Annotated in this window: 43 protein-coding genes; 16 read left to right on the top strand and 27 right to left on the bottom strand. The window is 58.4% G+C overall.

The genetic code is table 11. The annotated features are described in order from the left end of the window. Positions 1 to 26 precede the first annotated feature (26 nt). The 8 genes from BPNPMPFG_RS12605 to BPNPMPFG_RS12570 all read right to left on the bottom strand — a co-directional run bounded on the left by BPNPMPFG_RS12605 (position 27) and on the right by BPNPMPFG_RS12570 (position 3233). On the bottom strand, positions 27 to 272 hold the full coding sequence (locus BPNPMPFG_RS12605; protein ID WP_258595692.1) for a hypothetical protein: 246 nt from the start codon (positions 270 to 272) through the stop codon (positions 27 to 29). Further along, positions 269 to 1102 (bottom strand): dATP/dGTP diphosphohydrolase domain-containing protein, encoded by an 834-nt coding sequence (locus BPNPMPFG_RS12600; RefSeq protein ID WP_258595691.1) that lies wholly within the window; start codon positions 1100 to 1102, stop codon positions 269 to 271. The genes BPNPMPFG_RS12605 and BPNPMPFG_RS12600 overlap by 4 nt, the downstream gene beginning before the upstream one ends. A gap of 125 nt (positions 1103 to 1227) precedes the next feature. Continuing rightward, entirely contained in the window at positions 1228 to 1443 is a 216-nt protein-coding gene (locus BPNPMPFG_RS12595) for a hypothetical protein (protein WP_258595690.1), read from the bottom strand. Next, positions 1430 to 1738, bottom strand: a complete 309-nt coding sequence (locus BPNPMPFG_RS12590; protein ID WP_258595688.1) for a hypothetical protein — start codon at positions 1736 to 1738, stop codon at positions 1430 to 1432. The genes BPNPMPFG_RS12595 and BPNPMPFG_RS12590 overlap by 14 nt, the downstream gene beginning before the upstream one ends. Beyond that, positions 1738 to 2154 carry a nucleoside triphosphate pyrophosphohydrolase family protein gene (locus BPNPMPFG_RS12585; protein WP_258595686.1) on the bottom strand — a complete coding sequence of 139 codons (417 nt, stop codon included), beginning with the start codon at positions 2152 to 2154 and terminating at the stop codon, positions 1738 to 1740. Before BPNPMPFG_RS12585 ends, BPNPMPFG_RS12590 begins: the two co-directional genes overlap by 1 nt. Next, entirely contained in the window at positions 2154 to 2315 is a 162-nt protein-coding gene (locus tag BPNPMPFG_RS12580) for a hypothetical protein (RefSeq protein ID WP_258595685.1), read from the bottom strand. Before BPNPMPFG_RS12580 ends, BPNPMPFG_RS12585 begins: the two co-directional genes overlap by 1 nt. A gap of 36 nt (positions 2316 to 2351) precedes the next feature. Then, entirely contained in the window at positions 2352 to 2498 is a 147-nt protein-coding gene (locus tag BPNPMPFG_RS12575) for a helix-turn-helix domain-containing protein (RefSeq protein WP_258595683.1), read from the bottom strand. A 102-nt stretch (positions 2499 to 2600) separates the two neighbouring features. Further along, positions 2601 to 3233 carry an HAD family hydrolase gene (locus BPNPMPFG_RS12570; RefSeq protein ID WP_258595681.1) on the bottom strand — a complete coding sequence of 211 codons (633 nt, stop codon included), beginning with the start codon at positions 3231 to 3233 and terminating at the stop codon, positions 2601 to 2603. A gap of 144 nt (positions 3234 to 3377) precedes the next feature. Between BPNPMPFG_RS12570 and BPNPMPFG_RS12565 the strand changes: the two genes are divergently transcribed. The 3 genes from BPNPMPFG_RS12565 to BPNPMPFG_RS12555 are packed head-to-tail and all read left to right on the top strand — an operon-like array spanning position 3378 to position 5112. Next, complete coding sequence (locus BPNPMPFG_RS12565) at positions 3378 to 4265, top strand: ATP-dependent DNA ligase (protein ID WP_258595680.1); 888 nt, start codon at positions 3378 to 3380, stop codon at positions 4263 to 4265. 54 nt (positions 4266 to 4319) lie between these two features. Next, on the top strand, positions 4320 to 4607 hold the full coding sequence (locus BPNPMPFG_RS12560; protein WP_258595679.1) for a hypothetical protein: 288 nt from the start codon (positions 4320 to 4322) through the stop codon (positions 4605 to 4607). A 13-nt stretch (positions 4608 to 4620) separates the two neighbouring features. Beyond that, complete coding sequence (locus tag BPNPMPFG_RS12555; protein ID WP_258595677.1) at positions 4621 to 5112, top strand: hypothetical protein; 492 nt, start codon at positions 4621 to 4623, stop codon at positions 5110 to 5112. A gap of 13 nt (positions 5113 to 5125) precedes the next feature. Here BPNPMPFG_RS12555 and BPNPMPFG_RS12550 read toward each other — a convergent pair whose 3' ends face one another. The 5 genes from BPNPMPFG_RS12550 to BPNPMPFG_RS12530 all read right to left on the bottom strand — a co-directional run bounded on the left by BPNPMPFG_RS12550 (position 5126) and on the right by BPNPMPFG_RS12530 (position 6778). Then, positions 5126 to 5449, bottom strand: a complete 324-nt coding sequence (locus tag BPNPMPFG_RS12550) for a hypothetical protein (protein WP_258595675.1) — start codon at positions 5447 to 5449, stop codon at positions 5126 to 5128. Continuing rightward, positions 5449 to 5574, bottom strand: a complete 126-nt coding sequence (locus tag BPNPMPFG_RS12545) for a hypothetical protein (RefSeq protein ID WP_258595673.1) — start codon at positions 5572 to 5574, stop codon at positions 5449 to 5451. The genes BPNPMPFG_RS12550 and BPNPMPFG_RS12545 overlap by 1 nt, the downstream gene beginning before the upstream one ends. Continuing rightward, positions 5571 to 5741, bottom strand: coding sequence for a hypothetical protein (locus tag BPNPMPFG_RS12540; RefSeq protein ID WP_258595671.1), 171 nt, complete (start codon positions 5739 to 5741; stop codon positions 5571 to 5573). The genes BPNPMPFG_RS12545 and BPNPMPFG_RS12540 overlap by 4 nt, the downstream gene beginning before the upstream one ends. Continuing rightward, positions 5738 to 5953 carry a hypothetical protein gene (locus tag BPNPMPFG_RS12535; RefSeq protein ID WP_258595670.1) on the bottom strand — a complete coding sequence of 72 codons (216 nt, stop codon included), beginning with the start codon at positions 5951 to 5953 and terminating at the stop codon, positions 5738 to 5740. The genes BPNPMPFG_RS12540 and BPNPMPFG_RS12535 overlap by 4 nt, the downstream gene beginning before the upstream one ends. A gap of 471 nt (positions 5954 to 6424) precedes the next feature. Beyond that, on the bottom strand, positions 6425 to 6778 hold the full coding sequence (locus BPNPMPFG_RS12530; protein WP_258595669.1) for a hypothetical protein: 354 nt from the start codon (positions 6776 to 6778) through the stop codon (positions 6425 to 6427). A 180-nt stretch (positions 6779 to 6958) separates the two neighbouring features. On the opposite strand from BPNPMPFG_RS12530, the gene BPNPMPFG_RS12525 reads away from it, so the two are divergent. Further along, positions 6959 to 7207 carry a hypothetical protein gene (locus BPNPMPFG_RS12525; protein ID WP_258595668.1) on the top strand — a complete coding sequence of 83 codons (249 nt, stop codon included), beginning with the start codon at positions 6959 to 6961 and terminating at the stop codon, positions 7205 to 7207. A 282-nt stretch (positions 7208 to 7489) separates the two neighbouring features. Beyond that, on the top strand, positions 7490 to 7876 hold the full coding sequence (locus BPNPMPFG_RS12520; RefSeq protein WP_258595667.1) for a hypothetical protein: 387 nt from the start codon (positions 7490 to 7492) through the stop codon (positions 7874 to 7876). Here BPNPMPFG_RS12520 and BPNPMPFG_RS12515 read toward each other — a convergent pair. The 14 genes from BPNPMPFG_RS12515 to BPNPMPFG_RS12450 form a co-directional block, all read right to left on the bottom strand. Further along, positions 7871 to 9028 (bottom strand): DUF853 domain-containing protein, encoded by a 1158-nt coding sequence (locus tag BPNPMPFG_RS12515; RefSeq protein ID WP_258595666.1) that lies wholly within the window; start codon positions 9026 to 9028, stop codon positions 7871 to 7873. The two genes, BPNPMPFG_RS12520 and BPNPMPFG_RS12515, sit on opposite strands and share 6 nt — an antisense overlap. Before the next feature lie 199 nt (positions 9029 to 9227). Then, positions 9228 to 9956: a hypothetical protein gene (locus BPNPMPFG_RS12510; RefSeq protein ID WP_258595665.1), complete on the bottom strand. Its 729-nt coding sequence runs from the start codon at positions 9954 to 9956 to the stop codon at positions 9228 to 9230. Beyond that, positions 9950 to 10210: a hypothetical protein gene (locus BPNPMPFG_RS12505; RefSeq protein ID WP_258595664.1), complete on the bottom strand. Its 261-nt coding sequence runs from the start codon at positions 10208 to 10210 to the stop codon at positions 9950 to 9952. Before BPNPMPFG_RS12505 ends, BPNPMPFG_RS12510 begins: the two co-directional genes overlap by 7 nt. A gap of 56 nt (positions 10211 to 10266) precedes the next feature. After that, a complete protein-coding gene (locus BPNPMPFG_RS12500; protein WP_258595663.1) occupies positions 10267 to 11103 on the bottom strand; it encodes a hypothetical protein in 837 nt (278 codons plus the stop codon). A 142-nt stretch (positions 11104 to 11245) separates the two neighbouring features. Next, complete coding sequence (locus BPNPMPFG_RS12495; protein WP_258595662.1) at positions 11246 to 11446, bottom strand: hypothetical protein; 201 nt, start codon at positions 11444 to 11446, stop codon at positions 11246 to 11248. Positions 11447 to 11500: 54 nt separating this feature from the next. Next, the gene (locus BPNPMPFG_RS12490; RefSeq protein ID WP_258595661.1) at positions 11501 to 11938 is read right to left on the bottom strand and encodes a hypothetical protein; all 438 of its coding nucleotides are present in this window, start codon (positions 11936 to 11938) and stop codon (positions 11501 to 11503) included. 69 nt (positions 11939 to 12007) lie between these two features. Further along, entirely contained in the window at positions 12008 to 12232 is a 225-nt protein-coding gene (locus BPNPMPFG_RS12485) for a hypothetical protein (protein ID WP_258595660.1), read from the bottom strand. 4 nt (positions 12233 to 12236) lie between these two features. Then, complete coding sequence (locus BPNPMPFG_RS12480; RefSeq protein ID WP_258595658.1) at positions 12237 to 12560, bottom strand: hypothetical protein; 324 nt, start codon at positions 12558 to 12560, stop codon at positions 12237 to 12239. Positions 12561 to 12587: 27 nt separating this feature from the next. Then, positions 12588 to 12842: a hypothetical protein gene (locus BPNPMPFG_RS12475; protein ID WP_258595657.1), complete on the bottom strand. Its 255-nt coding sequence runs from the start codon at positions 12840 to 12842 to the stop codon at positions 12588 to 12590. A gap of 36 nt (positions 12843 to 12878) precedes the next feature. Beyond that, a complete protein-coding gene (locus BPNPMPFG_RS12470; protein WP_258595656.1) occupies positions 12879 to 13121 on the bottom strand; it encodes a hypothetical protein in 243 nt (80 codons plus the stop codon). A gap of 53 nt (positions 13122 to 13174) precedes the next feature. After that, on the bottom strand, positions 13175 to 13378 hold the full coding sequence (locus BPNPMPFG_RS12465; RefSeq protein WP_258595655.1) for a hypothetical protein: 204 nt from the start codon (positions 13376 to 13378) through the stop codon (positions 13175 to 13177). 73 nt (positions 13379 to 13451) lie between these two features. Then, on the bottom strand, positions 13452 to 13703 hold the full coding sequence (locus BPNPMPFG_RS12460; protein WP_258595654.1) for a hypothetical protein: 252 nt from the start codon (positions 13701 to 13703) through the stop codon (positions 13452 to 13454). 932 nt (positions 13704 to 14635) lie between these two features. Next, complete coding sequence (locus tag BPNPMPFG_RS12455) at positions 14636 to 17122, bottom strand: VapE domain-containing protein (RefSeq protein WP_258595653.1); 2487 nt, start codon at positions 17120 to 17122, stop codon at positions 14636 to 14638. A gap of 21 nt (positions 17123 to 17143) precedes the next feature. Beyond that, positions 17144 to 17449 (bottom strand): hypothetical protein, encoded by a 306-nt coding sequence (locus BPNPMPFG_RS12450; RefSeq protein ID WP_258595652.1) that lies wholly within the window; start codon positions 17447 to 17449, stop codon positions 17144 to 17146. Positions 17450 to 17614: 165 nt separating this feature from the next. On the opposite strand from BPNPMPFG_RS12450, the gene BPNPMPFG_RS12445 reads away from it, so the two are divergent. The 11 genes from BPNPMPFG_RS12445 (at position 17615) to BPNPMPFG_RS12400 (ending at position 25223) form a co-directional block, all read left to right on the top strand. After that, entirely contained in the window at positions 17615 to 18112 is a 498-nt protein-coding gene (locus BPNPMPFG_RS12445) for a hypothetical protein (protein ID WP_258595651.1), read from the top strand. Between the two features lie 155 nt (positions 18113 to 18267). Beyond that, positions 18268 to 18441, top strand: a complete 174-nt coding sequence (locus tag BPNPMPFG_RS12440; protein WP_258595649.1) for a hypothetical protein — start codon at positions 18268 to 18270, stop codon at positions 18439 to 18441. 4 nt (positions 18442 to 18445) lie between these two features. After that, positions 18446 to 18607 (top strand): hypothetical protein, encoded by a 162-nt coding sequence (locus tag BPNPMPFG_RS12435; protein WP_258595647.1) that lies wholly within the window; start codon positions 18446 to 18448, stop codon positions 18605 to 18607. A gap of 2 nt (positions 18608 to 18609) precedes the next feature. Then, entirely contained in the window at positions 18610 to 18819 is a 210-nt protein-coding gene (locus BPNPMPFG_RS12430) for a hypothetical protein (RefSeq protein ID WP_258595646.1), read from the top strand. Beyond that, positions 18816 to 20045, top strand: coding sequence for a DUF2800 domain-containing protein (locus BPNPMPFG_RS12425; RefSeq protein WP_258595645.1), 1230 nt, complete (start codon positions 18816 to 18818; stop codon positions 20043 to 20045). The genes BPNPMPFG_RS12430 and BPNPMPFG_RS12425 overlap by 4 nt, the downstream gene beginning before the upstream one ends. A 38-nt stretch (positions 20046 to 20083) precedes the next feature. Next, positions 20084 to 20776, top strand: coding sequence for an ssDNA-binding protein (locus BPNPMPFG_RS12420; protein ID WP_258595644.1), 693 nt, complete (start codon positions 20084 to 20086; stop codon positions 20774 to 20776). Between the two features lie 125 nt (positions 20777 to 20901). Further along, entirely contained in the window at positions 20902 to 22941 is a 2040-nt protein-coding gene (locus BPNPMPFG_RS12415; protein WP_258595643.1) for a DNA polymerase domain-containing protein, read from the top strand. Then, a complete protein-coding gene (locus BPNPMPFG_RS43155; RefSeq protein WP_413776849.1) occupies positions 22923 to 23135 on the top strand; it encodes a DUF1653 domain-containing protein in 213 nt (70 codons plus the stop codon). The genes BPNPMPFG_RS12415 and BPNPMPFG_RS43155 overlap by 19 nt, the downstream gene beginning before the upstream one ends. Beyond that, positions 23132 to 23404: a hypothetical protein gene (locus tag BPNPMPFG_RS12410; RefSeq protein WP_258595642.1), complete on the top strand. Its 273-nt coding sequence runs from the start codon at positions 23132 to 23134 to the stop codon at positions 23402 to 23404. Before BPNPMPFG_RS43155 ends, BPNPMPFG_RS12410 begins: the two co-directional genes overlap by 4 nt. After that, positions 23401 to 23748 (top strand): PDDEXK family nuclease, encoded by a 348-nt coding sequence (locus BPNPMPFG_RS12405; RefSeq protein ID WP_258595641.1) that lies wholly within the window; start codon positions 23401 to 23403, stop codon positions 23746 to 23748. The genes BPNPMPFG_RS12410 and BPNPMPFG_RS12405 overlap by 4 nt, the downstream gene beginning before the upstream one ends. Next, positions 23748 to 25223 carry an SNF2-related protein gene (locus BPNPMPFG_RS12400; RefSeq protein WP_258595640.1) on the top strand — a complete coding sequence of 492 codons (1476 nt, stop codon included), beginning with the start codon at positions 23748 to 23750 and terminating at the stop codon, positions 25221 to 25223. Before BPNPMPFG_RS12405 ends, BPNPMPFG_RS12400 begins: the two co-directional genes overlap by 1 nt. Positions 25224 to 25248: the final 25 nt, after the last annotated feature.

Below are 25248 nucleotides of genomic sequence, written 5' to 3'. Positions count from 1 at the left end.
TCACTATAAACGTGAAATTGGGAGCGTCAATAGCGATTGCGGTGGTTTGGGCTATTCAGCGAAATAAAACTGTCCACCGCCATGATGTCGAGCCTGCCATAGTACTGGCCGCGCTCTGTCCGATAGCCGTGTTTCAGGCAGATTGCCTTCACGCTAGTTTCGGCAATGCGTGTCGCCTGGGCGATCTCACGGTAGGTGCAGCGCCATTCGACCGATGTGCCATAACGCCAGATCAGGAATTGCCGTGCGGCTGCTAGGAAGGGTCGCTTCATTTCTCGCCTACCAGGGTTGTAGGCCGCTCGCTGACGATCCCACCTGAGTGGAAGCTCTGTAACCCGAGCCCAAGAATCTCGCTCGGTGTCAGGTGAATCCTGGGTCGAAATTCCGTGACACCTTGGCCGTTCCGCACGCCGATCTCGGTGAATGCGTCCTTCGGTTCGGGATACCTGTCCAGGATCGCCTCGACGGTGGCCTGCATATCCAGGCGGACCCGATCGAGATTGGCCTTTGGCGGCCGGTCGTCGGTGAGCATCTTTTGGATTTCGGCATCCCGCAGGACCACCAGCGACGCGATGGCTTTGACGATGTGCGACAACCGCTGTCCGGGCACATCGGGGTCGCAGTCCTCGCCCTCCCACCACTGGTCGATGTGGCCCTTGGCGGCATCGACGTAAACGGATGCGCGGACGCCGGCCACGCGGTAGTTGTGTCGGCCGTATTTGACCGCCCCCTCCAGCATAGCCACGCCAAGTTCGGCGATGACGGTGGCTGGCACGGTGGCATACTGGCGCCATTTTCGAATACCGACAGAATCCTTCGGATTGCTCGGCTTCTCTGTGGTAGTCGAACCGAGACCCGCCCGTGCGATTATCGCAGTGTCCATCTGCGTCATGGCAGCACCGAAGGGGATCAGGTTGGCTGACAGACCGTGTTGACGGGCTATGTCGAGATCATCCTTGGTCTCATTCGTCAAATGCAGCGATCCTTTGACGACGTACTGGCTCAGCGTCCATCCATCGACGATGTTGCTGCAGCCGAAGTGCTTTCGCAGCGCCTCGGCGTTTCGGGTTTTTCCGCATCCCTCAGGGCCGTAGACAATCACAGTGTTCATGCTTGAATCTCCCGCTAAACGTGAATGTTGCTCATGTTATTTCGTGGCGTAGTTCAAACGGCGAGCCGTGTTGAACAGAATGTTGCGAAGCGGCCCTAGGATGACGATCCCCTCCATCACCGTTGGCCCCTGCTGCGGCGAAAACGCGCCAGCGACTCGGCGCGCAGCCACCCGATCACCGCGCCACCGACACCGCAGACGACGGTGACCGTGAGCCAGGCTGCCGGAGGAACGCTGAGGACGACAGTCGGCAGGATGCTCAGAACGGCGCCGACCAGCAGCCCGTCGAGCGCTGCCATTGTGGCGATCTTGGCTCTCTCAGCGGGACGCATCGTCGCCATCCTTCTGCCGCTTGGCGGCGGCACGAGCACTCGCCGCTTTCGCCAGATCAATGCGAGCCTGGTCGATCTCGCGGAGAGCAGGCAACACGTCGCGACCCACCGAGCCGAAGAACGAATGGATGCCGGCCTCATGCTTACGGATGTAGGACTCGCCGAGCTTTTCCTTGAAGACCTTCAGGAACGCCTCGGCGCCGTAGCCGACGAGCGCGTCCAGTGCTCTGACCTCTACCTCGGTCAGCGCGATGGTAGCACCGAAGGTGAGCGTGGCAGTTGTGCGGGCGCCCATTAGTATTTTTTCCCGCCGTCGAGCACCCGGTTTTCGAGCTTGTGGTCAGCCCGCTCTCGGTTGAATTTGTCCTTATCCAGGATCGCTGCGGCCAAGTCGGTACCGCGCGACGAGGCGATGTTTAAGATGCGGATCACGGCATCCGCGAGTTCGACTGTCACGGCGTCATGCCAAGGCAACTTGTCGTCGCGGAGCTTACACTTGCGGTGGGCTTCCAGTGCCTCACTCAACTCGGAATGAACGAGCGAAATCAGTTCGCCGAAGTTGCGTTTGATCGGCAGACCTGTTTTCAGGTCGGTGTTCCAGCCGGCATCGGTCTCGGTCTGGTGAACCAGTTTCTGGATAGCCCGCAAGCCGTCGATGGCCACCAGTTCATCGGGGCTCATGGAGCAATACACTCCTGCCTCGGCGTCCATCAGCGAGACTCCCACGGCAACACGGCAACCTGTTCGCAGGCCGCCGTGTGGAACTGCCGCGTGCAGTCATACGAGTTGACCTGGATCGAGAGGACGATCGCGCCGGTAAGAGACGCTACCCCGAGCACATATCCAGCGATGAGAAAGGCGGCTTGTTTCACGAATGTCTCCTATATCATGCATGTTAAAGGTGAAATTCAGATGTCTACGATGGCGAGTTTCTTGCCGATCTTGGACAGGGCTTCCTCGAAGTCGCCGATACGCGGTTCGCTGCGGCCGGATTTCCAAAAGGTGATGGTCGATGGGTTGACGCGCAGCTTTCCGGCAAAAGTGTTCTGCGACATCTTCTGAGCCCGGAGCACTCTGAACAGTTGCCTGAGAACCGGGGACCTTGTACGCGCAGCGAGTGTCATGCTTCGAAAACTATCACGTTGAGAAAGTGAAAATCAACAGAAAAGTGAAAGTATGGGGCGCCAATCGTCGACCCAAGTGATTGCCGGGTAGGCATCGGGCTCGTCGGATCGGTTGTGCCGCCGCCGCATCATGTAGGTGTCGTGCCCGGCCTCAACGCCGACCATGGCGTTCTTGTAGTTGTCCTCGACCCACACGCCCTGCTTCAGAACGTCGAGCCAGCCACGCTTGCTTTCGCCGAGGGCAAGGCACACGACGCGCTCGACCATGGTGCCGAAGACCCGCTGCAGGTTCGCCCTACGCCGAGCGAAGGTGACGGCATCGCCCGAGCAGCTGGTAAGCACGGTGATATGGTGGCCGGCCTGGTGCAGCTTGTGCACGGCGTCGATCGCACCATCCATGGCATAGAGCTCGCCGAAAGCTTGCGTGGAGTTGAAGTCGATGATCAGTTCCATACAGCGCGCCTCGGGCACACCGAGCCATTTGGCCAGCGACCAGGATTTCGGTCCCTTGGCCTCGGGCTTGATGCCGTGGTTGGCGTAGACCCACTGCCGGAAGCCGCGCTGCCAGTCGAGCAGCACGTCGTCGCAGTCTAGGATGAAATGCACGTTGCGGGGCTTGAACATGCTGGCCGTCAAAGTGCCAGCGGTAAGAACTGTCTCGTTCATGGTGATCTCCATTCGTTGCCCGCACATTCACATGGCAATTGGTGAATGTCAATTTAAACGTGAAACAATTTGAACGGCGCGGACTTTGCGCTTTTGGAACCATTTCAGCGCATGCTAATTGAATCGCGTCCCCGGAGTGCGTGCATGAGTAGCTATCCCGAGCGATTGAAGTTCATCAAGCCGCAAGAACCCATCCTGGTCGAGCAGCCGCCGCTGAGCGACGACTGGTTCCACGAAATCAAATACGACGGTTTTCGCACCGAACTGCTACTCGACTGGACCGGTGGGCGAGCTTGCACCAAGGCAGGCCATGACTGGTCAAAGCGATACTGGCCGATCGTCGCGGCGCTGGAAAAACTACCGGCAAAATCGCTCATCCTGGACGGGGAGATGATCGCCCCCGAAGCGGACGGCCGGCCGAACTTCCACGAGATGCATTCGCGCATGGCCTGGAACGCGGAACAACTGGCATTCGTCGCCTTCGACATCCTGCACAAAGACGGCAAGGACTTGCGGTCGCTGCCGGCGATCGAGCGCAAGGCGATCCTGTGGGATTTGGTGAAGCCAGCGGACGGCATCATCCAGTACAGCGAGCACGTGGAAGGCGGCGGCGCCGAGTTCTTCGCCGGGGTTGACCGGCTCGGTCTCGAAGGGATGGTCTCGAAGCGCCGCAACAGCCCCTACCGAAGCGGGCCGTCCGACTCGTGGGTGAAGACGAAGTGTTTCGAGATCGGCGACTTTGATCTGCTCGGCGTGGAGCGGGGAGCCGGCCGGGCGTCAGTGGCCCTGATGGCTCGCAACGGAAGGTATGCCGGGAAAGCGGTCATCAGCGCGACCAATGCAATCAAAGCGCGTTTGTGGGCGAAGGTGCAGCAAGCTAAGGGCGAGCCGCCCGAGGGGTTACCCAAGGCGGTGCTGAACCCTGGTGTTGAATGGGTTAAGCCAGGCATCAAGGCGAGGGTGAAACACCTTCGAGGCGAGGCGAAGCTACGGCATGCCTCGCTGCAGGATTTCGTTGACGAGGGAGCCTAGCAAAGCGTTTCGCTTTCCCCCATGATCGTGTCTCAACAGGGGAGGGGATTCGAAATGTTTGGTTGGAGCAGTTCAGCGGAAGAGTACCAGCACATCCGACAGGTTATGGTAGAAGCGCCGTTTGGGGGAGACGTGATTGTGAGTCTGCTGAACGGACAGCCGCTCGCGGGAACCATAGTTGGAACCAACTCGATGAACGACGCAGCTGACAATATTCGGGCCGGTCGGGGTCCGCGCATTACCAGCATCTTTTGCGAGATCACCTTGCTTCTGGATAACGGCCACAAGATCGTTCTGAATGCCATGGAAATAAAGTCGATCGCAACTGTGGCGACTGCATAGGTTAGAGCGCGCAATGGCCGAATTGTTACTGAGAGAGTTGCAACATCAGATATTGTCTAAGCTATCGGACGGATATCCGCAAAAGCTAAACGTAAGTCGGACTTTTGGTCCGCAAGACAATAACGCCCTAGCTGTGAATCTAGCGTACCTCGACGAACACAAATTGATATCAGTGAGTTGGTTCGATGATGTGGATAAAGGCAAGCAGCCGGTAACGGCAAGCATAACGAAGAATGGCTTGGATTTCATCGCTAATGATGGTGGTCTTTCTGCAATCCTTGGCGTGGTGACGGTCAAACTTCACAAGGATACCATTCGCGATCTGCTGATTTCAAAAGTAAGGGAGACCAGTGCCTCGCAGTCGGTCAAGGACCACCTGATCGAGCAGATCAAAAAGCTACCGGCAGAGGCCCTTGCAAAGGTGACAACGGCGGCACTCGATTCCGGGCTCGCCCGAATGCCCGATATGCTAACCTGGCTTCAACATCTGCTTCATCGAGTATGACGTCGGAGCAGCGCTAGTCTCCCCTCATGCTGATCAATTTCTCTGTGGCCGATATGCCGAGCGGATCGTTGGCGCCGGCAAGTCGCTCGACCAGGTAGTCAATTTCCTCGACGGTCAGCACGTTGATCAACTGCGTCGGGTTCTTCTCCCGCCACGTAGCCTGCCGTTCGCGAAAGGTCGGATCGTTTTTGTGCGCTTCGACATAGGCGGCCAATACCGCGAAGTAGAGTTCCACGCTGCCCGGCTCCATGCCCTCGGCGATCAGCCTGGCGCGGTGCTCGTCGCATTCCTTGCGATGCTCGTAGCCGAACTTCAGGTGATCGGGGATGTCGGTCATCAGCGAAGCAGCAATCCGGCAATCACACCGATGGCCGCTGCGGTGCCCATCCAAAGCCACGGGTTGACGGATAGCGTGAATGAGGCGAACACACCATGATGCTTGCGGTAATCAGCGTAGGTCATGCGCGTGCCTCCTTAAGTTGCCGGTAGCGTTCATGCACCGCGTTGTTGATATGCGAATAATAGTCATCGCCAGGATTGTATTGGCTGTAGTCGTCGAGCAAATAATCCAGCAACCCGCGCTCATCCAGTGCCATGATGCGTGCGACTTCTTCATCATTGGGCGTCATTTCAAATCTCCCTTGCCTTCTCGATGGCGGTGCGCATCCCTCTGTTTCAGCACCGCGAACATGGCTTCGAGTTTTTCGTTGCCGTGCGTAGATCCGAACTCCTTCAGATCAAGCCGCGCGTTGATCCTGTCCATTTGGTGGCGAGAGGCCAGCATCGTCGTGATCTGGTCGAACGTGTCGAGTTCGGCTTGGGTCCAGGTGATGTCAGCCATGGTTGACCACCCTATACACGACGATGTTGTCATTGCGCGGATCGCCTTCGGAGAATGTCTTCCACTCCCACCGTATAGTGTCAGCACATCGACCTTCGATGTTTTCCGAGATTGATCTTTCGTGAACAAGTTCGTCCAGCACGCGAAAGTGCACCTTCGCACTCTCTGGCACCGGCCGCGATCCGCCGTCATGCCGAATCCATCCCGCAGAGACGGCGACGGCAACCGGATCAACGGGGATAACCGGCTCACGCACAGTCCAACATGGGCACTCAGCACATGCGTCTCGATCGACGTGTGTGCGGCGCGGCGGCCAGGTGTAGCCAGAGCTGTTTGTGATCGAGGCCGGCAGCGCTGGCAACTCGGGCAACGGCGCGCTGCATGGCCAAGCTGCGTCGGCGCGCATCACGATCTTGCCGGCCCTGTTGGGCTGGATACCGGCGTACTGGCAAGGGCCGCGCTTTGGGTTTCTCACAATGGATTCCTCTCGACGTGCGGCAGTGGTTGCCCGTTCGACGGGTCAATTGGCTCAACTTCTGGAATCGATTTCGCAGAAGCAGGGGTGCCCCCTTTTTGATTTTCGGAAGTCGCCCGCCGCAACCAATCGTCCCAATGCAATTGCACCATGGCCTTGGCGTGGGCTTGGGTTTGTACCCACCCGGCATGATCGCCGCGCCTATAGGGGTTGCCGGGCAGTTGGACGATCTCCCAACGGAAGCGCCCCGAGCCCGATTGTCGCACCCCACCGACAGGAACCTCTCCTGCGAAGGCGATGAGATCAATCGGCGATATGGGATCGGGGTCATTCTCCCAGCGAAGGCTCATTGTGCGATCTCCTATCTCTGATATTTCACTTTTAACGTGAATTCCTTCATCCCGTCAAGCGAAAAAGTTCACCCGTCTGATTTTCTCCGAGGGCTCTATTTCTCCGTTACCGACTTGAGAACGAAAGCGGAACATGCTTTGCTCGATGCAGTTGCGGCGATAGCCCGAACGGAGGTCGCCATGGGTACACGGAAAATCTACGACTACACCTACCTCATCGAATGTGTCGACGGCGAGGGGGTATCCTATGACCGGATCGGCGAGATGAACAACTTCGTGGTGGCCAAGGCCGCCTACGAGGCTGCACTGACGCAGCGCACCTGGTCGAACGTCGTCTTCCGCGAGGGCGGCCGGGTGATCGAGGTTGCCAAGACGGGCGGTTACGATGTCGAAACCAAAACTGTGCCGGTGCTGCAGCGGCGATCGTGACTCTATTTCTCCGGTGGCTGGTTTTCTCCGGTGGCTGATTTTCTCTGGACTCGTTTTCTCTGGTGGCCGTCCAGGGTGAGGGCAGCCGCACCCTGGTCGATCGACTCCACCGCGAGGCGCCGCCGCGACGTGGCCGGAATCCCAACCGCGATTCCGCATTTGTCATGTAATAACGTTACGTCATGATCGCGCGCTGTGTGTCGACCGACTAGCAGCGCGGTGTTGGTTGCTGTATTGGAAGGCATTCAACGGGAAAGAAGGGGGCGCCACAAGATGCGAGCAATGTTAGCCGTAATGATCATTGGCAGTCTGCTACCAGGTGTAGCGCTGGCAGATAGCGGCGCGCCGCAAGCCTTGAATGCGCTGCAGGAACAAGCGATTCAGAAAGCGGTCAAGGAATCGCTAAAAGACCCTGAAAGCGCTTCTTTCAAGGGCCTGCTAGGTGGACAGGGCAGCAATGGCACGCAAACAGCTTGCGGCTTTGTCAACGCCAAGAATAGCTTTGGCGGATATGAAGGCTTTGCGCCATTTCATGGCCTGCTAGTCACCTACACAACAGAAGACGGCGCGACAAAAGTTTACGGCTTTTCAGTCGTTACTATTGCCGGCGCCGGAATCAGTGCGCAGTCAGTTTACGATTGGTGTATACGCGACGGCATAAACCTATAGCAGGTTGCCGACTAGCACGGCGCCCCATAGGACGACTGCCGTTACAACGGGCCAAAAATACCAAGGTCGCGGTTTTTTGCTAGTGGGGGCAGCTGGCACGGTTTCACGCGACCATGACGGCGCCGCTTGACGGACCATGGGAGGCGGCAAGCCGACATTGTGAAGCGGCATCCGGCCGCGCTCTACTGCCACCAGGCGGCCCGGCAACGGCTTGCCGGATGCATCGGGCACGCTGACAATGGCTTGACCCGTGGCGAGCCCTAGAATGCTTGCCGCACTGACATTGCCCGGCATGGTCTCGGCTGCCGCCTTTAGCGCCTTCAAATGGTGTTGCGTCGACGCGCGCAAGGCGTGCTGAATCCGCGTCGCCAGCTGGCCCGCGATGATATAGGGCAAGTCCGAAGGCGATTGAGTGACATAAATCAGCCCGACTCCCTTTGAACGGATTAGCCGCGTGATTTGCTCGATCCGCCGCATGATCGCAGGTGGTGCGCCGTCAAACACTAGGTGAGCCTCATCTATCATGACAAGGAGTCCAGGTGTAGCAACGTCGCCGAGTTCGCCCAGGCCGCGATAAAGCGAGTCCAGAACATGCGCGACAAACGCGCCGTAGAGTCCTGGTAGATGAGTCATTTCGGAGGCGCTGTAGACCACGATTCCTTTCGTGTCGCGCGGATCATGCGGCGGCTCGCCAAACACCCATGCGGCGCCCCTTTCCAGCCGCACTAGGGCACGTTGCACGGCCGCCACGGAAACAGGCGACACAAGCCCATAAGCCGCACTGAGATCGTGCCGCAAGGCGTCATTAAGCAGGCTGCGCAAATCTGCCAGCGTGGCGACGGCGCGGCCGGTATCTTCCGCCCATGCTAGGGCAATCTGCAGCGCTCCGGCTTGCGGCTCGCTTAGGTCGAGCGCGCGTGCCAGCAAGTCGGCGCCCATTGCATCCGGCCGCATGGCTGGACGTAGCAGGGTAGCGCCGAGCGACTCTAGGTCGCCTTTCGCGTCCAGGATCAAAACGGAACAAGGCGCCCTTTCTGCAAGGGCGCCTAGCGTTGTTGTTTTGCCCGAGCCCGTGGCGCCGAAAATGCCGACATGGCGAGTCAGATAGCGGTGCGGGATTGCGACTCCGTGGCCGATTTGCAGTGCTGTCATTGGCATGACGCAATTGCGCTAAGCAACGCGGATTCACGCTCCGTCAACGCCATGTGGATTGCGTAATTCCGGCCGGATTCATAGTTGATAGTTTCGCGAACTATTGCCAACACGGACTCAAATGCCGCCTTGTCGTCATCCGGGACGGGCTTTTTCATGCGCTCTAGAAGCATGACGCAATCGCATAGGAGCGGCCGACTCATGAGCGTGACTCCCATTGCGTGCCGGTAAACAGGTCGACCGTTTCCGGGCAGCGATAGGGCAGGCTGCCGTCATGTTCGGCGAAGACAGCTGATATGGTAGGATCGGCCGCAAGCAACACCGCATAGTCATCAGCATGATTGGCGCGCCAGATTGCGGCGCCGTCCAGGTCAGACTCGCACCATTCGGCAAGCTTTTCCGCGCGCATCTCGGCACGCTTGGACTCAAACCTTGGCCAGTCGACGGCTGACTCCCATGCCTGATAGGCGCCTTCGTCGCCAAACGTGTCATAATAGAGCCGTTCGCGCGTGTCGGAGTCGTCGGGGTCAATCCCGTTAAGCCGCATGACGGCAATCAACAGAGTCCCCAATTCGTTGTGATCCCAATCCGAAAGCGGCTTTTCCAGCCATTCGGCCAAGTGCCTTGAATAGTGGGAAATGAAGCCGGAGCGGCTTGTGAAGCGTTCCGCGATGACGGCCGCAAGCGTTGCGTGCTTCTCGGCACGCGATTTGCGGAAAAGCAATTGCATCATGGCGAATGGAATATTGGCGTAAAGCCTATCAGTGGTGAAATTGTATTCACGCGGCGAATCCATGCTTTCGAACGTGGCGCGAATAGACGGCCGCAAATATTCTTCGTCAATGTTCGTCGACGTTTTGGTTTCGGCATTCCATTGCCAGCGTTTCCGCGTGTCTTTTACGGCATAGCCGAGCGTTTCGCCTAACAAATGGTCGACCGCTCAGCGTACCATGTTGCAATTTTGCGATAGGCAATATCGTATGAAGAAACACCAAATAGAATGTTTCCATATTCGCCAGCGTCAAGGCGCAATGCTTCCGGCCAATGTTCCTCATAGTCCGAATCCGTCTCGCCCCCGTCGCAACGATATTCGATGAACGACTCTTCCTCCCGATCTATTTCGCCTGAGTAGCTGGATTCGTAGAAACCATCGAACGGAAGATTTACAATCGCGGTGCGCATTTGCGTGACTTTCCCTTAAAAGGTGAAACTGATATTAACCGAAAATTGGTTGATTGTTAGCGACGGATCCAGCCTTCCAGCCAAAGAAATCCAGCCTCGACCATTGCCGCTTTGAAGTCGGCTTGAAGCGCTGGCAGCCTTGCCGCAAGTGCCGCCTTCAGTGCTTCGGGCTCGGCTGACAATTCATCGTCGGTTGCATCGGGCCAGACCGCCGCATTGCGTGCCGCGTCCAGGTCGCGGGCTTTACCTTCTCCGGTTCGCATTTGGCGTTGCCATTTCAGAAGGGGAGTCGCTGGCGCATTTTCGCCATCCCAACTTTTTTCGAGAATATAGAGCGGCACGATTTCGGCGCCCTGATACTCGAGTCCGGTTGGCGTGGTCGAGATCGCAACGCCTAACGAATTGATCGCGACAAGCTCCCACATTGGCCGCTTTGTCCGACCGTTTATGAGCGGCCGCTTTTCGCCTGCCCGGAGTCCGTAGTGGTCGCGATCTCCGGCCATATAGACCGTGTTGGCAATGTAATGCATTGGGCCATCGGTTGAGACCAAATGCCAGCGGATGAGCGGTGCAAGCTCGGGAAAAGCCTTTGCGATGTCATCGTGCAAACAGCCACAAGCGACGATTCCACGGTCGCGGATAACGGCCGGATCGCGAATCTCTGCCGTGATAGCGAACGTCGCATGGCCGTTTTTGCAGTTATCATCAAAGCGCAATTCGGCGCGTATGGTCGCGCCTTTACCATAGTCTTTGATCGGTCGCGCTTCCGTGCCGAAAATCTGGTTTGCGATCATGCCACTATCCCAAGAAATGACATTGTGAAAGCGACCGTTGACGCCTGATACCTGCCCGGCAAATTCGTTTCGAAGAACGGCCATCACATTGCCGTCCAAGAACGCTTTGCAGCGATCACGGCGCGGCGAGTCTCGCGCCTCACGCGGCCTTCCGTGCGGTTGGCGAACGTGTCGCGCCTAAAAGGGGATTCGTATTTCATGCTATGCACTCCTTTTGTTGAAAGTATCGTTTGACGTGAAACTAGGCTGCGGCCAAGGCGCGTTCAGCGTCCCTTTGCAGCATGAAAACACCTTCGAAGTCGGGCAACCCGATTTCATCCCATGCCGGGATTGCCCATGACGGTTCGTTCTGATTCCAATAGCCAAATTGTTCAATGACCACGCCGCAGCTGTAACCGTATTCGCGGGCGTCAGTGATTTGAAGCGATCCAATCTTAGGCATTTTCGGCAACTCCGTTTCTTGCAATTCACGTTTTAAGTGAAACTATGAATAGAGTCAAACGGAATGTTTAAGCGGCTGGCGCACCATGTCGGGAAAGTAGTGGCAGATTGAGACGTTGCCGCCACGGGCTGCCCGCATGATCGAGCAATTCCGGTTCATAGGGTCGGAGTCGCGGTGCGCCGTCCAAAATTCGGAAATGCAATCTTCGCTGTATACCGATCCGCCCAGGCTATCCCGTGCGATCTCGACTCCGTCCAACTCGACGACGACAGCCGAGTCGAAGGCGACATATTCGCCTGAGTCGAGCGCGGCTTGCGTTTCGCCTTCCAGGTCATCGCCATCGTATCGGTAATTGAAGTCGGGCTCGATTTGCAGCAACACGCGAAACCGCGACGTGGTGAAACACCAAACCGTGCCGCTTGTGCGGCCATTGGCGACGGCAGCCTTGACGCGGGCTGACAGGGAAATTTGTGGCATGGTCGCATCCTTCATGGCTAGGGCTGCCCTTTGCAGCCGTGACAGGTCGATTAGAACGGTTTCGCCTATGTGATCCGGCGCCACTCAGGCGCCGCTCATGATGTCGACGGCAACGTGATTCAACGCGGCCCGAACGCGCGGGCGCATCTTGTTGCGGATGACGAAAATGGCCGCCCTGTGCCGCTTGTCGGGCAGCCGATTGGCGCAAGCCAGCAGCTGGCGCATGTAGACATCGGCCGAGATGACAAAGCCTTGGCGATAGGCGTGACGGGCAAGGGTAATGAGGGAAATGGCGTGATCGTGATTCATCGTCTTATGCCTCCGCTGAATATTCGAGAAAGTCGGCACGCGTGGCAGTCGAGACGTGCAAGCCCATGCAGGCATTGCCCGGCTGCCCATAGGCGGCAACGTGGGGATATATCGAAGGATTGCGCTTCTGAGCTTCGCGCCACGCTCCAGCGGCAAGGCTGGCTACGGCACGTCGATTGAACCCGACGAAACCAGCGTCACGGATCGGCACGGCCTCATATTCAAGCGCGCTTTTCAATTCGCGGCGCGTGTCGCACTTAATGACGAAAAAGGAGTCCGGCATGTAACAGCCGCGCAAGCCGTTCGCGACGTAGAAATATTTAGCCATTGGTGAATCTCCCGTTAAAAGTGAAAGTTAAAATGCGATCGGAAACGGAAACAGGGTGTTGCTGCCCGCCTCAACGCAAACGATTTCCGTCCAGCCTTTTGGAATTACGGCGCCCTGCCATGCGGCGCGGCAATCGTCGCCACGTCCAGCAATGAACAGCTGCCCGTCAAACGTGGTGACCTCGATTTGATAGACGGGCACGGCTGGCACGGCGGGAGCGCTGCTGGCGAGCGCAAAGCCTCCCGCGAACGTTGCGACAGTGGCGGCAAGAAACTTGATCATGACGGCGAGTCCTTGTGTTGCTGGTTAGTGAAAGGGTTAGAGCCAGTTACGCGTTTTCTTGACGCTCGGCAGCCGATAGGCGCGGCAAGCCGACTCCCTGCAGTTGCGCAGCGTTTCGCCGAATTCGCGATGGAAAAGGGGACCGATAGAGATGCAAGCCGAGTCATCGGACCAAACCAGATATACCCGCCAGCCTTCGGCCGCATTGCCGAAAATCTCGACTTTGTGCGTTCCGGCCGCGACAAGCTCGGCAATCGGGTGAAACTTGCCTTGCCACATGGTCCGCTCAGTCCAAAGATTACGCATGGTGATAGTCCCTTTTTAAGTGAAAGTTAGATGCGTGTCGGAATGTTCGTTTGGTTCAACTGGCCAATGGTCCATTTGGCGCCGAGCGCTTCAAAGGTGACCAGTCCGGCCGCAACCGTGCCGACGACATACTCGCCCACAATGCCGGGCTTTTCGCCGCTATCGTAGGTAAGCCAAACGGCAGGAAGGTTGCCGGTTCGCCTGAGAATTCCGCAGTAGGTGGCACGCATTGGCCTAACTCCGTTTGTTGATATTCACGTTTTAAGTGAAAGTAGAATGCATGTCAAACGGAATCGTTGCCGTCTATGTCAACCGCTCAAAGCGATACCCTGCAGCGTGAACCGTGCTCGGGTTTGCCGTGGTGATATAGCGCTCATTCCATGGCGCGGCGCCAGCGTAGGCAAGGTCGACAGGGCCATTGATACGCTTTGCCAATCGTCCAGCCTTGCCCTTGGCCGCACTGTCACCTGTCATGCTTTGCGTGGTGATGTCGGCGCGATCCGCCAAGGTTCCCCACTCGTCGCCCTGGTAAGCGTGTAATTCAAACTGTTGCATGGTCGATCTCCCGTCAAGTTGAGTTTCACGGAATAAGTGAAAGTGTGATGCATGTCAAGTGAGTTAGGCCGGCGCCAGCTGTTGACATAGGGGAGGCGCGGCCAAGCCTATCCCTGCTGCCCTGCTGCCCTGCTGCCCTGCTGCCCTGCTGCCCTGCTGCCCTGCTGCCCTGCTGCCCTGCTGCCCTGCTGCCCTGCTGCCCTGCTGCCCTGCTGCCCTGCTGCCCTGCTGCCCTGCTGCCCTGCTGCCCTGCTGCCCTGGTCGACGTGCCGAGGCGCTGCAGGCCGGCCGGTTGCCGGCCTCATGCGTCAATGCAGGTAGGGCCACATTCCATCAATGATCTCATGCACTTAGCCTGTATCCGCGTTGCCTGGATCGATTGTGTCCGCGTTGCAAGTTGAATGTAGACGCGTCGAATTAGTCAATTGAATCAACGGGATGGTGGCTTTGGGTCCTTCCGAAGGGGGGTCGGTCGCAGGCGGGAGGCTCTGAGCGCGATTCACGCGGAATGTGAAAAGTTGCGCAGTGAAACGAGTTTGAACGTGAGTATTGCTCACGATTAACCGATTTTGGGTTAATTCAGCGCAGAGAAACTGGGTCTCACCCTCTCTCACCCTGTCCAATGGAAGGTGAGCGCTAAAAACCCTTTAAAATCAACACTGTCTCACCTTCTCACCCTTCTCACCCTAATCTAGTTAAGTATAGCAGTAAGGGTAAGGCATAAGGGCAGGGCATAGCCCAGGACCGTGGACAGGGCACGCGACGACAGCACATACGAAACGGGGTGAGAAGGGTGAGAGAGCGTGAGAGTTGATTTAAATCGCGTTTCTCAACGAGGATACAGCCTAACTTCGTTTTCTAGCCATTTCCCACGAAAAAACCCGCCGAAGCGGGTCAATTAGATTAGGATCGAAGTTCGCATACATCCCAACTCAGGGTCGAGAGTAGACCCGACACTTGCCATATTTTTTGTTGATTTCCGCACCGGTGATCGGACCCTTTGACCGGTCCCACCCGACCTGAAGCATGGCTTTGCCGATCTTTGCGGACTCGGTATGCGGAACGGACCCATCGCGGCCGAGCATTTCTTCCCAAATCTGCCCGATGCAGGTCTCGCTGCGATAGGCTTTCGGGGCATCGGGATCGAGGTCGTCGAAGTCGTCGCTAGTGCCGATCGGCTGCTCCAGCCAAGCCATAATGCGGCCCGCCAGCATCTCTTCCGTGGTCTCGACGCGCCGGCTTTCCTGCATCTCGGCAGCCTCGCGTGCGGCGTCCGCGTCCGCCATGTAGAGGGGCAATTCGCGGACTTGCTTGCCATCCATCATCTCGAAATACATCGCCGTCGCCTCGGCCCAAATCTGCATGACCTGGGTACGCAGCTTTGGGTTGTCGATCATCCCATCGGTCTTGCACTTGATGGGCAGGAAGCGGCGACCTCCGGTGATATCGCGCAGGTACTCGCTGTCGTTGGTCGAGCCCATGAAGACACACTGGCGAGGGAACTCGCGTGCCGTGCGCTCATAGGGCATCCGGGCGGTGTCGACCTGCCGGCTGATGAAGGCTTTCAGGTCGTTGACCTCGGAGCGCTGCATGGCGGAAAGCTCGCCGATCTCCAGTATCCAGGCGCCGCTCAGCATCGCGACCGCCTCCTGCGGCTTGCTCATGTCGCCGGCCAGTTCACGGAACCAGTCGAGGCCGAGGATGCGGATGAATGTGGACTTACCTTGGCCCTGCGCGCCTTCGAGAATCGGCACATAGTCGAACTTGTGACCGGGCTGGAAGACGCGCGCCACGGCGCCGAGCAGGAACAGGGTCGCCGCGTTCCGGTAGTAGGCGGTGTCGGGGCAACCAAGATACTCAACGAAAAGGGTGGCTGCTCTCGGCGTGCCGTCCCACTTCGTGCCGAGCAGCCGTTCACGGATGGGGTGGAAACTGCGCTTGCGCGCCACGATGTCGATTGCTGCGTAGAGGTCACGGTCTGAAACCTTGATGCCATAGCCGCCCTGGGTGCTTGGCGCCTCGATCACGCGGCGGATGTCGTTGTAGTGGGTGTCGGACAGCGGCACGCCGTTTACCGGGTCGGTGAGCTTCCAGTGTGGGCCATCTAGGTTGACGACAGCCTTGGCCTTGTCCCGTTTCTTGGATGCGTGTTTGGGCTCTGCTCTCATTACTTTCTCCTGTTTGAACTCGTTGAATTGCTCGACCGTGCGGATGCGAAGATCGTTCTCGACCAAGAGGGTTGTGTTGTGGAGCGTGCTCTTAAGCTCGCCTTCCTCATTGCGGTGCAGCAGTTGGACCCAATCGGGATCATAGGCGTCGCTTGGTTCCGCTTTCGCGGCAGGGTGGGGATCGTCGCCGAGCAGGTCGGATAGATCGTTGTCTGCCACCTTGGGTGGGATCACGGCCGGCAGGTCGAAATCGTCGTCGAGCCCGAGATCGTGGTCGTCTTTCAGCCGGTTGGTGTTGGCGATCTGAATGAGGCTGGCCATACGAACAGGGTTCTTTGAATCCTGCTTGAAGGAGCGCCACCTGACGGCCGCGTTCTTGGCATCAAATTTTTCGGACTGCTTCGCCCATTCGCACCAGCGCTCGAAGCCCTCGTTGGCCCCACGGAACTGGTGATGCAGCGCCATGCCGACCTGAACATAGTCGTCGTAGTGAGCGCCCGCTCCGTCGTTCGGGATGTCGCCGAGAATTCTTTCGATCTGCTTGGCGTCCAGGTCCATCGGCTCCGAACGCGTCAGGTCGAAAAGATCGTCATCTTCGTCGCTGGCCTCAACGACAGAGCTTTGCGCGCCCCACGTCTCGATTGTCGCGGCGGGGATGATAGGGCCGATGCCGAAGCCAATCATGTCGAGGTCGAGCGGGCGTTCCCAACGATAGGGAAGCTTGGTGTCGGGGTGGATGGATGGCGGCAGCACGACATGGACGCCAGTGCCGAACAGGTCGATCATCCAGTCGCGCTTGACGACGAACTTTTGCTGGCGTTCGTCCCAAAGCTTCTCGAACCCCTCCGACTGAGCGAGGGTCTTCTTGCGCAAAGGCACGTCGGCGAGGAAGTACAGATGGCGACTCTCGCCGCCCGATCCGCTGATGACCGATGGCAGCGAACGCGCGCCAGGCCAAAGCGATTCGACCGCTGCCCATGCCTCGGCGGTCAGTTCCGGTTTGCGGATGTCCAAGTCGAATACATGAAGGTAACCAGCCTCGGTTTTCGACGGCTCACCGAGCCGGATGCCGATATTGGCGTTGTTGCGGTAGCTCGCGCGCAGCGAGGCTTCTGTTTGCACGGGGGCCTTGGTCCACGCATTTTCGATCGGCCGCTTCTCGTAAGGCACCAGCCAATGAAGGGATGCGCCGGCCGCGAGCAGGGGCCGGACGGAATCTAGCACGCTGCTGAGCGTGGGAGCATTTGCCATTTTTACGCGCCTGCCTGGAAATCAGAGGCCGAAGAAGGGAATCAAGTCCTCTTTGGTGAGCGCGGCCTTCTTTCCCGGCTCGTTCGTGGTCTCAGACAGTTTCAGCAGCGACAGGATCGCCTTCTTGGACAACGTTTGCTCGTTGAGCCAGCGATAGACCGTGTAGCGCGCGTTGCCAGTCACTTTGCAGATGGCGAGCGTGTCGATTCGACCCCCTTTGATGAATTCGGAGGGCAGCTTCTCGACGAGCAACTGGCAGAGCTTGCCGTCATAGAACTTGAAATCGTCGTTCTTGCTCGGTCGACCCGTGTAAACCTTGGGTTCCATAATTTCCCCTGTTGCTTGAATTCAGGCGACCATATTCCCGCGCGATCAACAAATCAAGTTAAACGTGAAATTTATGCACATTAGCCTTGAAACAGGCGTTGAAACGTGATTTAAGGAGGATGCATTCACGCAAAACGTGACATTCAACCCGTTCCAGGAGACATTATGAGCATCGAAACCGCCATCGCCGAAAACACCGCAGCCATCCACGCCCTGATCGCCTCCAATGCCAGCCTTCTGGCCCTGCGCACCGACGCCTTCGAGAAGGTCAACGCCGCTGTCGGCAAGGCCGCTGCTGCGAAGGACAAGCCTGCACCTGCCGCCGATAAGAAGTCCGACGAGACTGCCGCCACGACGACCAACGGCGCCATTTCGACCGAGCCCGAAAATCGCGTGAACCCTTACGAGGGCATCAAGGACATGATCGCGGATTACCTCGGCGAAATCGATCGCCCGGAGGAACGCGAGGCTCGCAAGGGCAAGATCAAGGAACTCCTGAACCACCCGAAGATCAAGAAGGACGGAGTCGCGAGCGCGACCAAGGCCGACGACATCCGCGAGGACGCCATCGACCTGTTCAAGAAGAACGTTGCCGGCCTCAAGGCCAAGGGTGCCATCACCGAGCCTGCGGCGAAGAAGGAAGAGTCCGACGATCTCGTTTGATCGTCTGCGCTGATTGTCGCCCTCCCGGCTCGAACCGGGAGGCGCGTCAGCAGCGAGCGGGAGCTTCGAGGCATTGCCCCTCCCAAGCCCTCGGACCTGGTGTTCACCTGCCGTCCCGCTCGCTTCTCACGCGCCTCGATACAGGAGACCTCCCGATGTCATTTGAACAGAAATATCAGCGCTGCAAACCGATGACCGCAAAGAACATCGGCAAAAATCGGCTGAAGCGCGAGCTTCGATCGGCGACTTATGAACCCAACGGCTCGCGGGAAACCCAGCGGCGAATGAAGCAGGCGGCTCGTGTCGAAGCCAAGCGGCTCGGCGTGTAGCCAGATGCGCCGCCTCGCACATAGCCTGGCGCCGCCGTTCTTCCTGCTGGTGCCGCCAGCGATCTACGCACTTCCTGCTGCCTGGTGGGGAACGCCGCCCTACGTCGTGACCCTCGTCATCCTCACCGGCGCTTGGGTTGCCATCCACGTTCACAGATCGGAATAGTCATGCCCGACATCTTCCCGCCCTACCGCCACATCGTCGTCATCAACGACGAAGGCAAGCGCCGTCCGGCCCAAATCCTTGTCGAGACGCCCCACTCATTCAGCACGGCTGACGGCTTGTTCATGAAGGACAACGGAAAGCAGTGGGGCTTTCCACAAGTCACGTTTGAAGGGCCTTTCACTGCCGAAGGTGACATGGAGTCGCGCCCTTGACTGCCCATGCCCGTCTTGCGCCGTCAGGGTGCGATCGGTGGAGCACATGCACCGCCTCGGTCGCGCTTATCGACAAGTTGCAGGGCGACGGCGAACTGCCTGACCGCGATGCGTCCGACTGGTCTGCCGAGGGCACCGTGGCGCACGAAGTCCGCGAGATGTGCCTGGATTTCGGGCTCGATCCTCATCACTTCGTCGGCACCACGATCAGCGCGGACGGCTTCACCTATGTCGTCAATGACGAGATGGCGGATCACTTGCAGACGGGCATTGATTGGGTGCGTGAGCACACTGGCCGCCCGCATGTCGAGATCAGGGTTGATTTGTCGCCGTGGCTCCCCGGTCAGTTCGGCACCTGCGACACCGGATGGCTTGAACGTCTGCTTGACAGCACGGCGCTGAGTTCTGGCTTTGTCTTATACATTAGCGATTTGAAATATGGCGCAGGCGTGCCGGTTGACGCGGTGGGCACCAAGCAGTTGCGGCTCTACGCCCTCGGCATGTGGCACTACCTCGGTCGACCCGACGTGGAGAAGATCGTTCTGAACATCGACCAGCCGCGCGCTGGCGGGATGAAATATTGGGAAATCACGCTCGACGAACTGCTCGCTTTCGGCGAGGAAATGAAGGCCGTCTACGCGAAGATCGTCGCCGGTGACGTGGAGTTCAAGCCAAGCCACAAGGCGTGTCGCTGGTGCGAGGTGCGCAAGGCACCAGGCGGGTGTGCCCCCCGCGACCGCTGGCTGCTGGAGATGGCGGCCGACGCTCATCCCGATCTGCCGAACATGGTGGTTCCCGGCTACGAACGACAGAACCTCGTCGGCGAGCGCCGCTGGCTTGTCGTTCAGCACGCGCCGGACATCCGCGCCCGGCTGGCCGAACTGCACGAGGAGTCTCTGCGCGCCGCGCTCGACGGCCGGCCCGATCCAGGGTCCAAGGCCGTGGCCGGTGACCTGGGTGACCGCTACTTCAAAGACGCCAAGAAGGCGGAAGCGCTGCTCACGGCGGCGTTGGGCGACGACGCCTACAAACCGAGACAACTGATCGGCATCACCGAGATCGAAAAGCAGGTGAAGCCGGGAAAGAGAAAGCAGGGCCACCCCGACACCTGGGTGGAACTGCTGAAGCTGGTAGATCGCGCCGAGGGGAAACCCAAATTGGTGCCAGCGGATCATTTGAAACCTGCTCTTGAGCAGTGGTCCGATGATTTCGACGATCTAGACTGAAGAAACCGAGCAACCGAGATACCAAGGAACCAAGCACCATGGGTAAAGTAAACGAGAAAGACAAAACAGGTCGCACCGTCACTCTGACGAACGTTCGTACTTCTTTTGCCGAGTCGCTGCACACTGCATCGCTCCCAAAGAAGAACAACGACCCGAATGCAAAGCCGAAGCACGGGGCCAATTTCATCTTGGAGAACGGCTCGCCGGATTTCGACAGCAACAAAGCTGCCTGCATTTCCGCAATGAAGGCGGCGGGACGCGAGTTCAAGCGTCCCGAGGGTTGGTGGAAGACGCTGTGGGACGACAAACCCGATAACCTTTCCTTCAAGAAGGGTGATCGGTTCAAGAATGATGCCGGCGAAATCTACAAGGGTTACGAAGGCAACATCGTCGTCAGCGCAAAAGGCCCCGGTGGCGGCTTGAGGCGCCCGCAGATGCGCGACCGCAACAAACGGATCATCGAAGTCAGCGAGATTCTCGATGTCATCTACAACGGCACCTACGCCGACGTGATCATTTCCTTCTACGGCACGGAAAATGGAGGCACGCCGCGCATCACCTGCTCGGTCGAATCCATCCGTTCGCGCCAGGTCGGCGATCGTCTCGGCGGCGGTGGCATCTATGTCGATGACGACGACTTCGACACGCTGGAAGCGGACAGCAGCTTCGACGACGGGCCGTCTACCTCGGCGCCCACCAAGAAGCCTGAGTCCGACGACCTTCTGATCTGACCACCTTGAAACTGGGGGCGGGACTCTGTCCCCAGTTTCACTTTTAACGGGACATTCCCGTCGTCCCGCGCTTTCGCGGGCGTAACAGGCACCCAATGGCAGCGTGGCTGTCGCGAAAGGGCACCATGAACACGATCTTCACCGACATTGAGGTCTATCACGAGTTTTTCTACATCGGTTTCCTGCGCGAGGAAGACGGCAAGCGTGTCGGCGTAGAGTACAGCGCCCGCAACCAGTTCTACGATCGGGACTATGTGCGGCGCATCATCACCCGCAACACGACGGTGGGCTTCAACAGCCTCGCCTTCGACTTGCCGCTGATCTGGTTTTCGCTCGAAGATCACGTCGATAACGCGAAGCTGAAACGTGCCTCGGACGGCATCATCAAGGGCCGCATCCGGTGGTGGGATGTCGAAGACTTCCTCGGAATCCGTATTCCCTACGAGGTCAAGAACAAGCACATCGACCTGATCGAGCCGCAGCCGAACGCCATCGCCAGCCTCAAGACGCTGAACGGCCGGCTGCATGGCAAGCAGTTGCAGGACTTGCCGTTCGACCCCGATATGCATCTGACCTCCGAGCAGATGGACATCGTTGCCAACTACTGCCTGCACTCCGATCTCGACGCCACGCAGAACCTCTACAACGCCTTGGCCGAGCCGCTGGCCCTGCGCCGCGCTCTTGGCCCTGTCTATGGGCAGAACTTCCTCTCGAAGTCGGACAGCCAGATCGGCGAGGCGATCGTCAAGAAGCGCGTCGAGCAACTGTCGGGCATCAAGCCGCAGAAGGCTTCCGTTAAACCAGGGACGACGTTCCGCTACCCCGTCCCCGACTTCATGAAGTTCGAGACGCCTGAGTTGCAGGTGATGCTCGAACGGCTCCGCGAGACCGACTTCACGATCACGGATGAAGGCAAGGTGGATATGCCACCGTGGCTCTCCACCACTGCTTTCACCATCGGCGGTTCGACCTATCAGATGGGCATCGGCGGACTGCATTCGACCGAGTCCAATCGTGCGGTCTTCTCCGACGATACGCACGCCCTGGTCGATGCCGACGTGGCCTCGCAGTACCCGCGCATGATCCTCAATCTCGGCCTGTACCCGATGGCCCTCGGCACGTTCTTCTCGATTGTCTACGCCGAAATCATGAGCGACCGGCTGAAGGCCAAAAAGCGCGGCAAGGCGATCAAGCTCGAACTGAAAGAGGTCAACGATCCCGACCGCCGCCGTGCCCTGGAAGCCGAGGCGGATGCCTGCAAGCTGAAGGACAAGAGCCTCAAGATCGCGCTCAACGGTGTCTACGGCAAGCTCGGCAGCCGCTACAGCGTCCTCTATGCGCCGCACCTGCTGATCTCCGTCACGCTCACCGGCCAGTTGACCCTGCTGATGCTGATTGAACGCGCCGAGAAGGCCGGCATCAGCGTTGTCAGTGGCAACACCGATGGTGTGCTGTTCCGCTGCCCGCGCGAGCACTATGCCGGGCTCGACGGCGACCGGCTCAAGCCGTCACTGCTCGCCAGCATCACCGAGCAGTGGGAGTCGGACACCCACCTCGATCTCGAATTCGGCGAGTACAAGGCCGTCTACAACCAGTCGGTCAATTCCTACTACGCTCTCAAGAAGGACGGCGGCCACAAGCGCAAAGGGCCGATCGGCAACCCGTGGAGCCCCCATCCTGACGACCAGGAGATGGGCGTCGATCGCGGCCGGCTGATGAAGAACCCGCAGGCGACGATCTGCACCGACGCGGCGCTCGCTCGCATCAAGGACGGCACGCCGGTGGCAGCCACCATCCGTGCTTGCCGCGACATCCGGCAGTTCGTCACGGTCATCAAGGCTGACGGCGGCGCGACGTGGCGCGGCGACTACCTCGGCAAGGTCGTCCGCTATTATTGGGGGATCGACGGCGAGCCCATTTTCAAGGCCAAGGCGCACGTCTCGACCGGCAACCACGCCAAGGTGCCGAAGACGGACGGCGCGGTGCCGTGCATGAGGCTGCCTGACGAGTTTCCCGACGATATCGACTACGGCCGCTACATCGCCGAGGCCGAAGAAATCCTTCAGGACGTGGGATTCTACGGGGCGAAAATTGAGCCGCCGAAGCCGATTCGCGTCACCAAGAAAAACCAGCAAGCACTCCTGCAATGGGCATTGGCGATATGAGAAATGATCCGCAAATAGGACAGTCTTGGCAACACCATAGTGGAAGGATGTATCAAGTTATTCTTGTAACCAACACGACGCATCCATCCGACAAGTTCCCTGTGACGGTCGTTTATCAGAATATGACCAACGCTACTGTTTGGTCCCGGCCATTGTCTGACTGGCATCGGTCTTTCACGGAGATGCCGTCATGAGCGGCAGCAGCAGAAAATACTGGTCAACTGAAGAACTGACGCGCGATGCCGCCTACTGGCGCAAGGGTGAAGCGTTCGCCAAGGAGATGGTTGCGAAAATATGGTCGCGCTCCGGCTACGAGTCACCCAAATGGATCGGCCAGCAGAATGCTGCTCGTGAACGAGCGCGCGCGTCTGAGGCCGAGATCGCCAGCCGCGCACCGACGTGCCCACGGCATCAGCGCTGGACATTCACCATGCGGGCGCCGCAAGCGCAGGTCGCCCCATGAAGGTGCTTCAGGACTTCGATTTCACCCAGCGAGTCAGCGAAAAAGCAGGTGAACTCGACGCCGTGGTTTGGGCAGAATCCAACGGCTGGCTCGTGCGCAAGATGCAATATGCCGGCCGACATAGCTGCCCGGATCGTCTGTTCGCAGGCTACGGGCAACTGTTCCTCATCGAGATGAAAAAGCGCGGCAAGACGCCCTCCCGCGACGGCAAACTGTCCGAGGGGCAGCGCTTGGAATTCGAGCGCTATGCGGCCGTGGGCGTCACGGTGCATGTCTTCTACACAGGCGAGGACGCTATTGCCTTCCTGAAAACCAAGATGCCTGCACCAGGGCTGCTAGTCTGATGCAGGACGACAACGATCTCTCTGACCTGCTCGGCTACAGAACTCACCCCACGTTCGAGTGGAAGGTCCGGCCCCGTTCCGACCTGCGCAACGCGCAGCGCATCATGTCGAGTATCGTCAGAAACAGCCCGACCAAGCTCATCATCAGCGGGATGGGAAGTGGAAAGACGGGTGCTACGCTCGACGCGCTCTATGACCTGCTCAACAGGTTCGAGGTCCACCACGTGCTAGTGATCGCGCCGCGTTTCGTTGCCGCCAACACGTGGCCTAACGAACTCGCTGCTTGGCAGCACACGCGGGCGATCTCCTACGCCGTCGCCGTGGGTGAACCCGAGGAACGTGCAGCGGCAATCGCGCGACGGGCAGAGATCACGACTCTGAACTTCGAGAACCTGCCTTGGCTCGCGCAACATATTCGGTCTGTGGATTCATGGATTTGGGATTGTGTCGTCATCGACGAGTCCTCACGCATGAAGTCCGGTGAGGGGCGCACGAAAGCCACGAAGATCAAAACCGTCAACAAGGCCGGCGAGGTCGAGGTTAAGGTCCGCAAGGGTGGCAAACAAACCCGGTTCGGCATCATGACGACGGCTCGCCGCAAGATCAGCCGCGTCATCGAGCTAACCGGCACTCCGGCGCCACAGGGCCTGATTGATCTCTGGTCGCAATGCTACCTGCTCGATCAGGGGAAACGCCTCGGTCAGAGCAAAGACGAGTTCGAAAGGCGCTGGTTCGACAAAGACCGCTACAAGCACACCATCACTGCACGACCTGGCGCCGAAGACGAAATCCTGAGCCGGTTGAAGGACCTGCTCGTCACGATCCCGCAGGAAAAAGTCGCCGAGGACGCTCACTTCATCCCAATGAAGGTCCGGCTGCCCGAGCAGGCGATGCGTGATTATCAAGACTTCGAGCGTACCCTCTACAGTGAAATTCACGATGTGGAGGCGGTATCGAAAGGCGTACTCGCCAACAAATTGATGCAGTTCGCCAACGGTCATATGTACCGAGAAGACCGCTCCGTCGTGCACATCCACGACGCCAAGATGGAAGCGCTCGAAGAACTCGTTGACAGCGCGCAGGGCGAGAACTTGCTGGTTTTCTACGGTTTCAAGTTCGATAAGGACGCTATTAGAAAACGTTATCCTCACGCTGTAGTCGCCAACGAGAATCCAGATGCCGTAACGCTATGGAATCAAAACAAAATCAAGCTCTTAGTCGCACATCCGGCCTCGATCGGACATGGCACAAACTTGCAGTTCGGCGGCCATATCGCTGCTTGGTATGGCCTGACATTTTCACTGGAGCTTTGGCAGCAAGCAAATGCCCGCCTGCCGCGTCCAGGCCAAACAAAACAGGTACTTATCTATCCCATCATCGCAGAGGGAACCTACGACGAACGCGCGTTAACCGTGCTCACAGCAAAAGGGGTCACTCAGGACCGGATAATTGAAAGTTTCACACTTCGGACTTGACTTTCACGAAAAATGTTCACATTTC

The sequence above is a fragment of the Mesorhizobium sp. AR07 genome, from assembly GCF_024746815.1.
In the GTDB taxonomy this organism is placed as follows: Bacteria; Pseudomonadota; Alphaproteobacteria; order Rhizobiales; family Rhizobiaceae; genus Mesorhizobium.
Note: the sequence above shows the minus strand (reverse complement) of the source record. Positions and strands in the feature narration are given on the sequence as shown.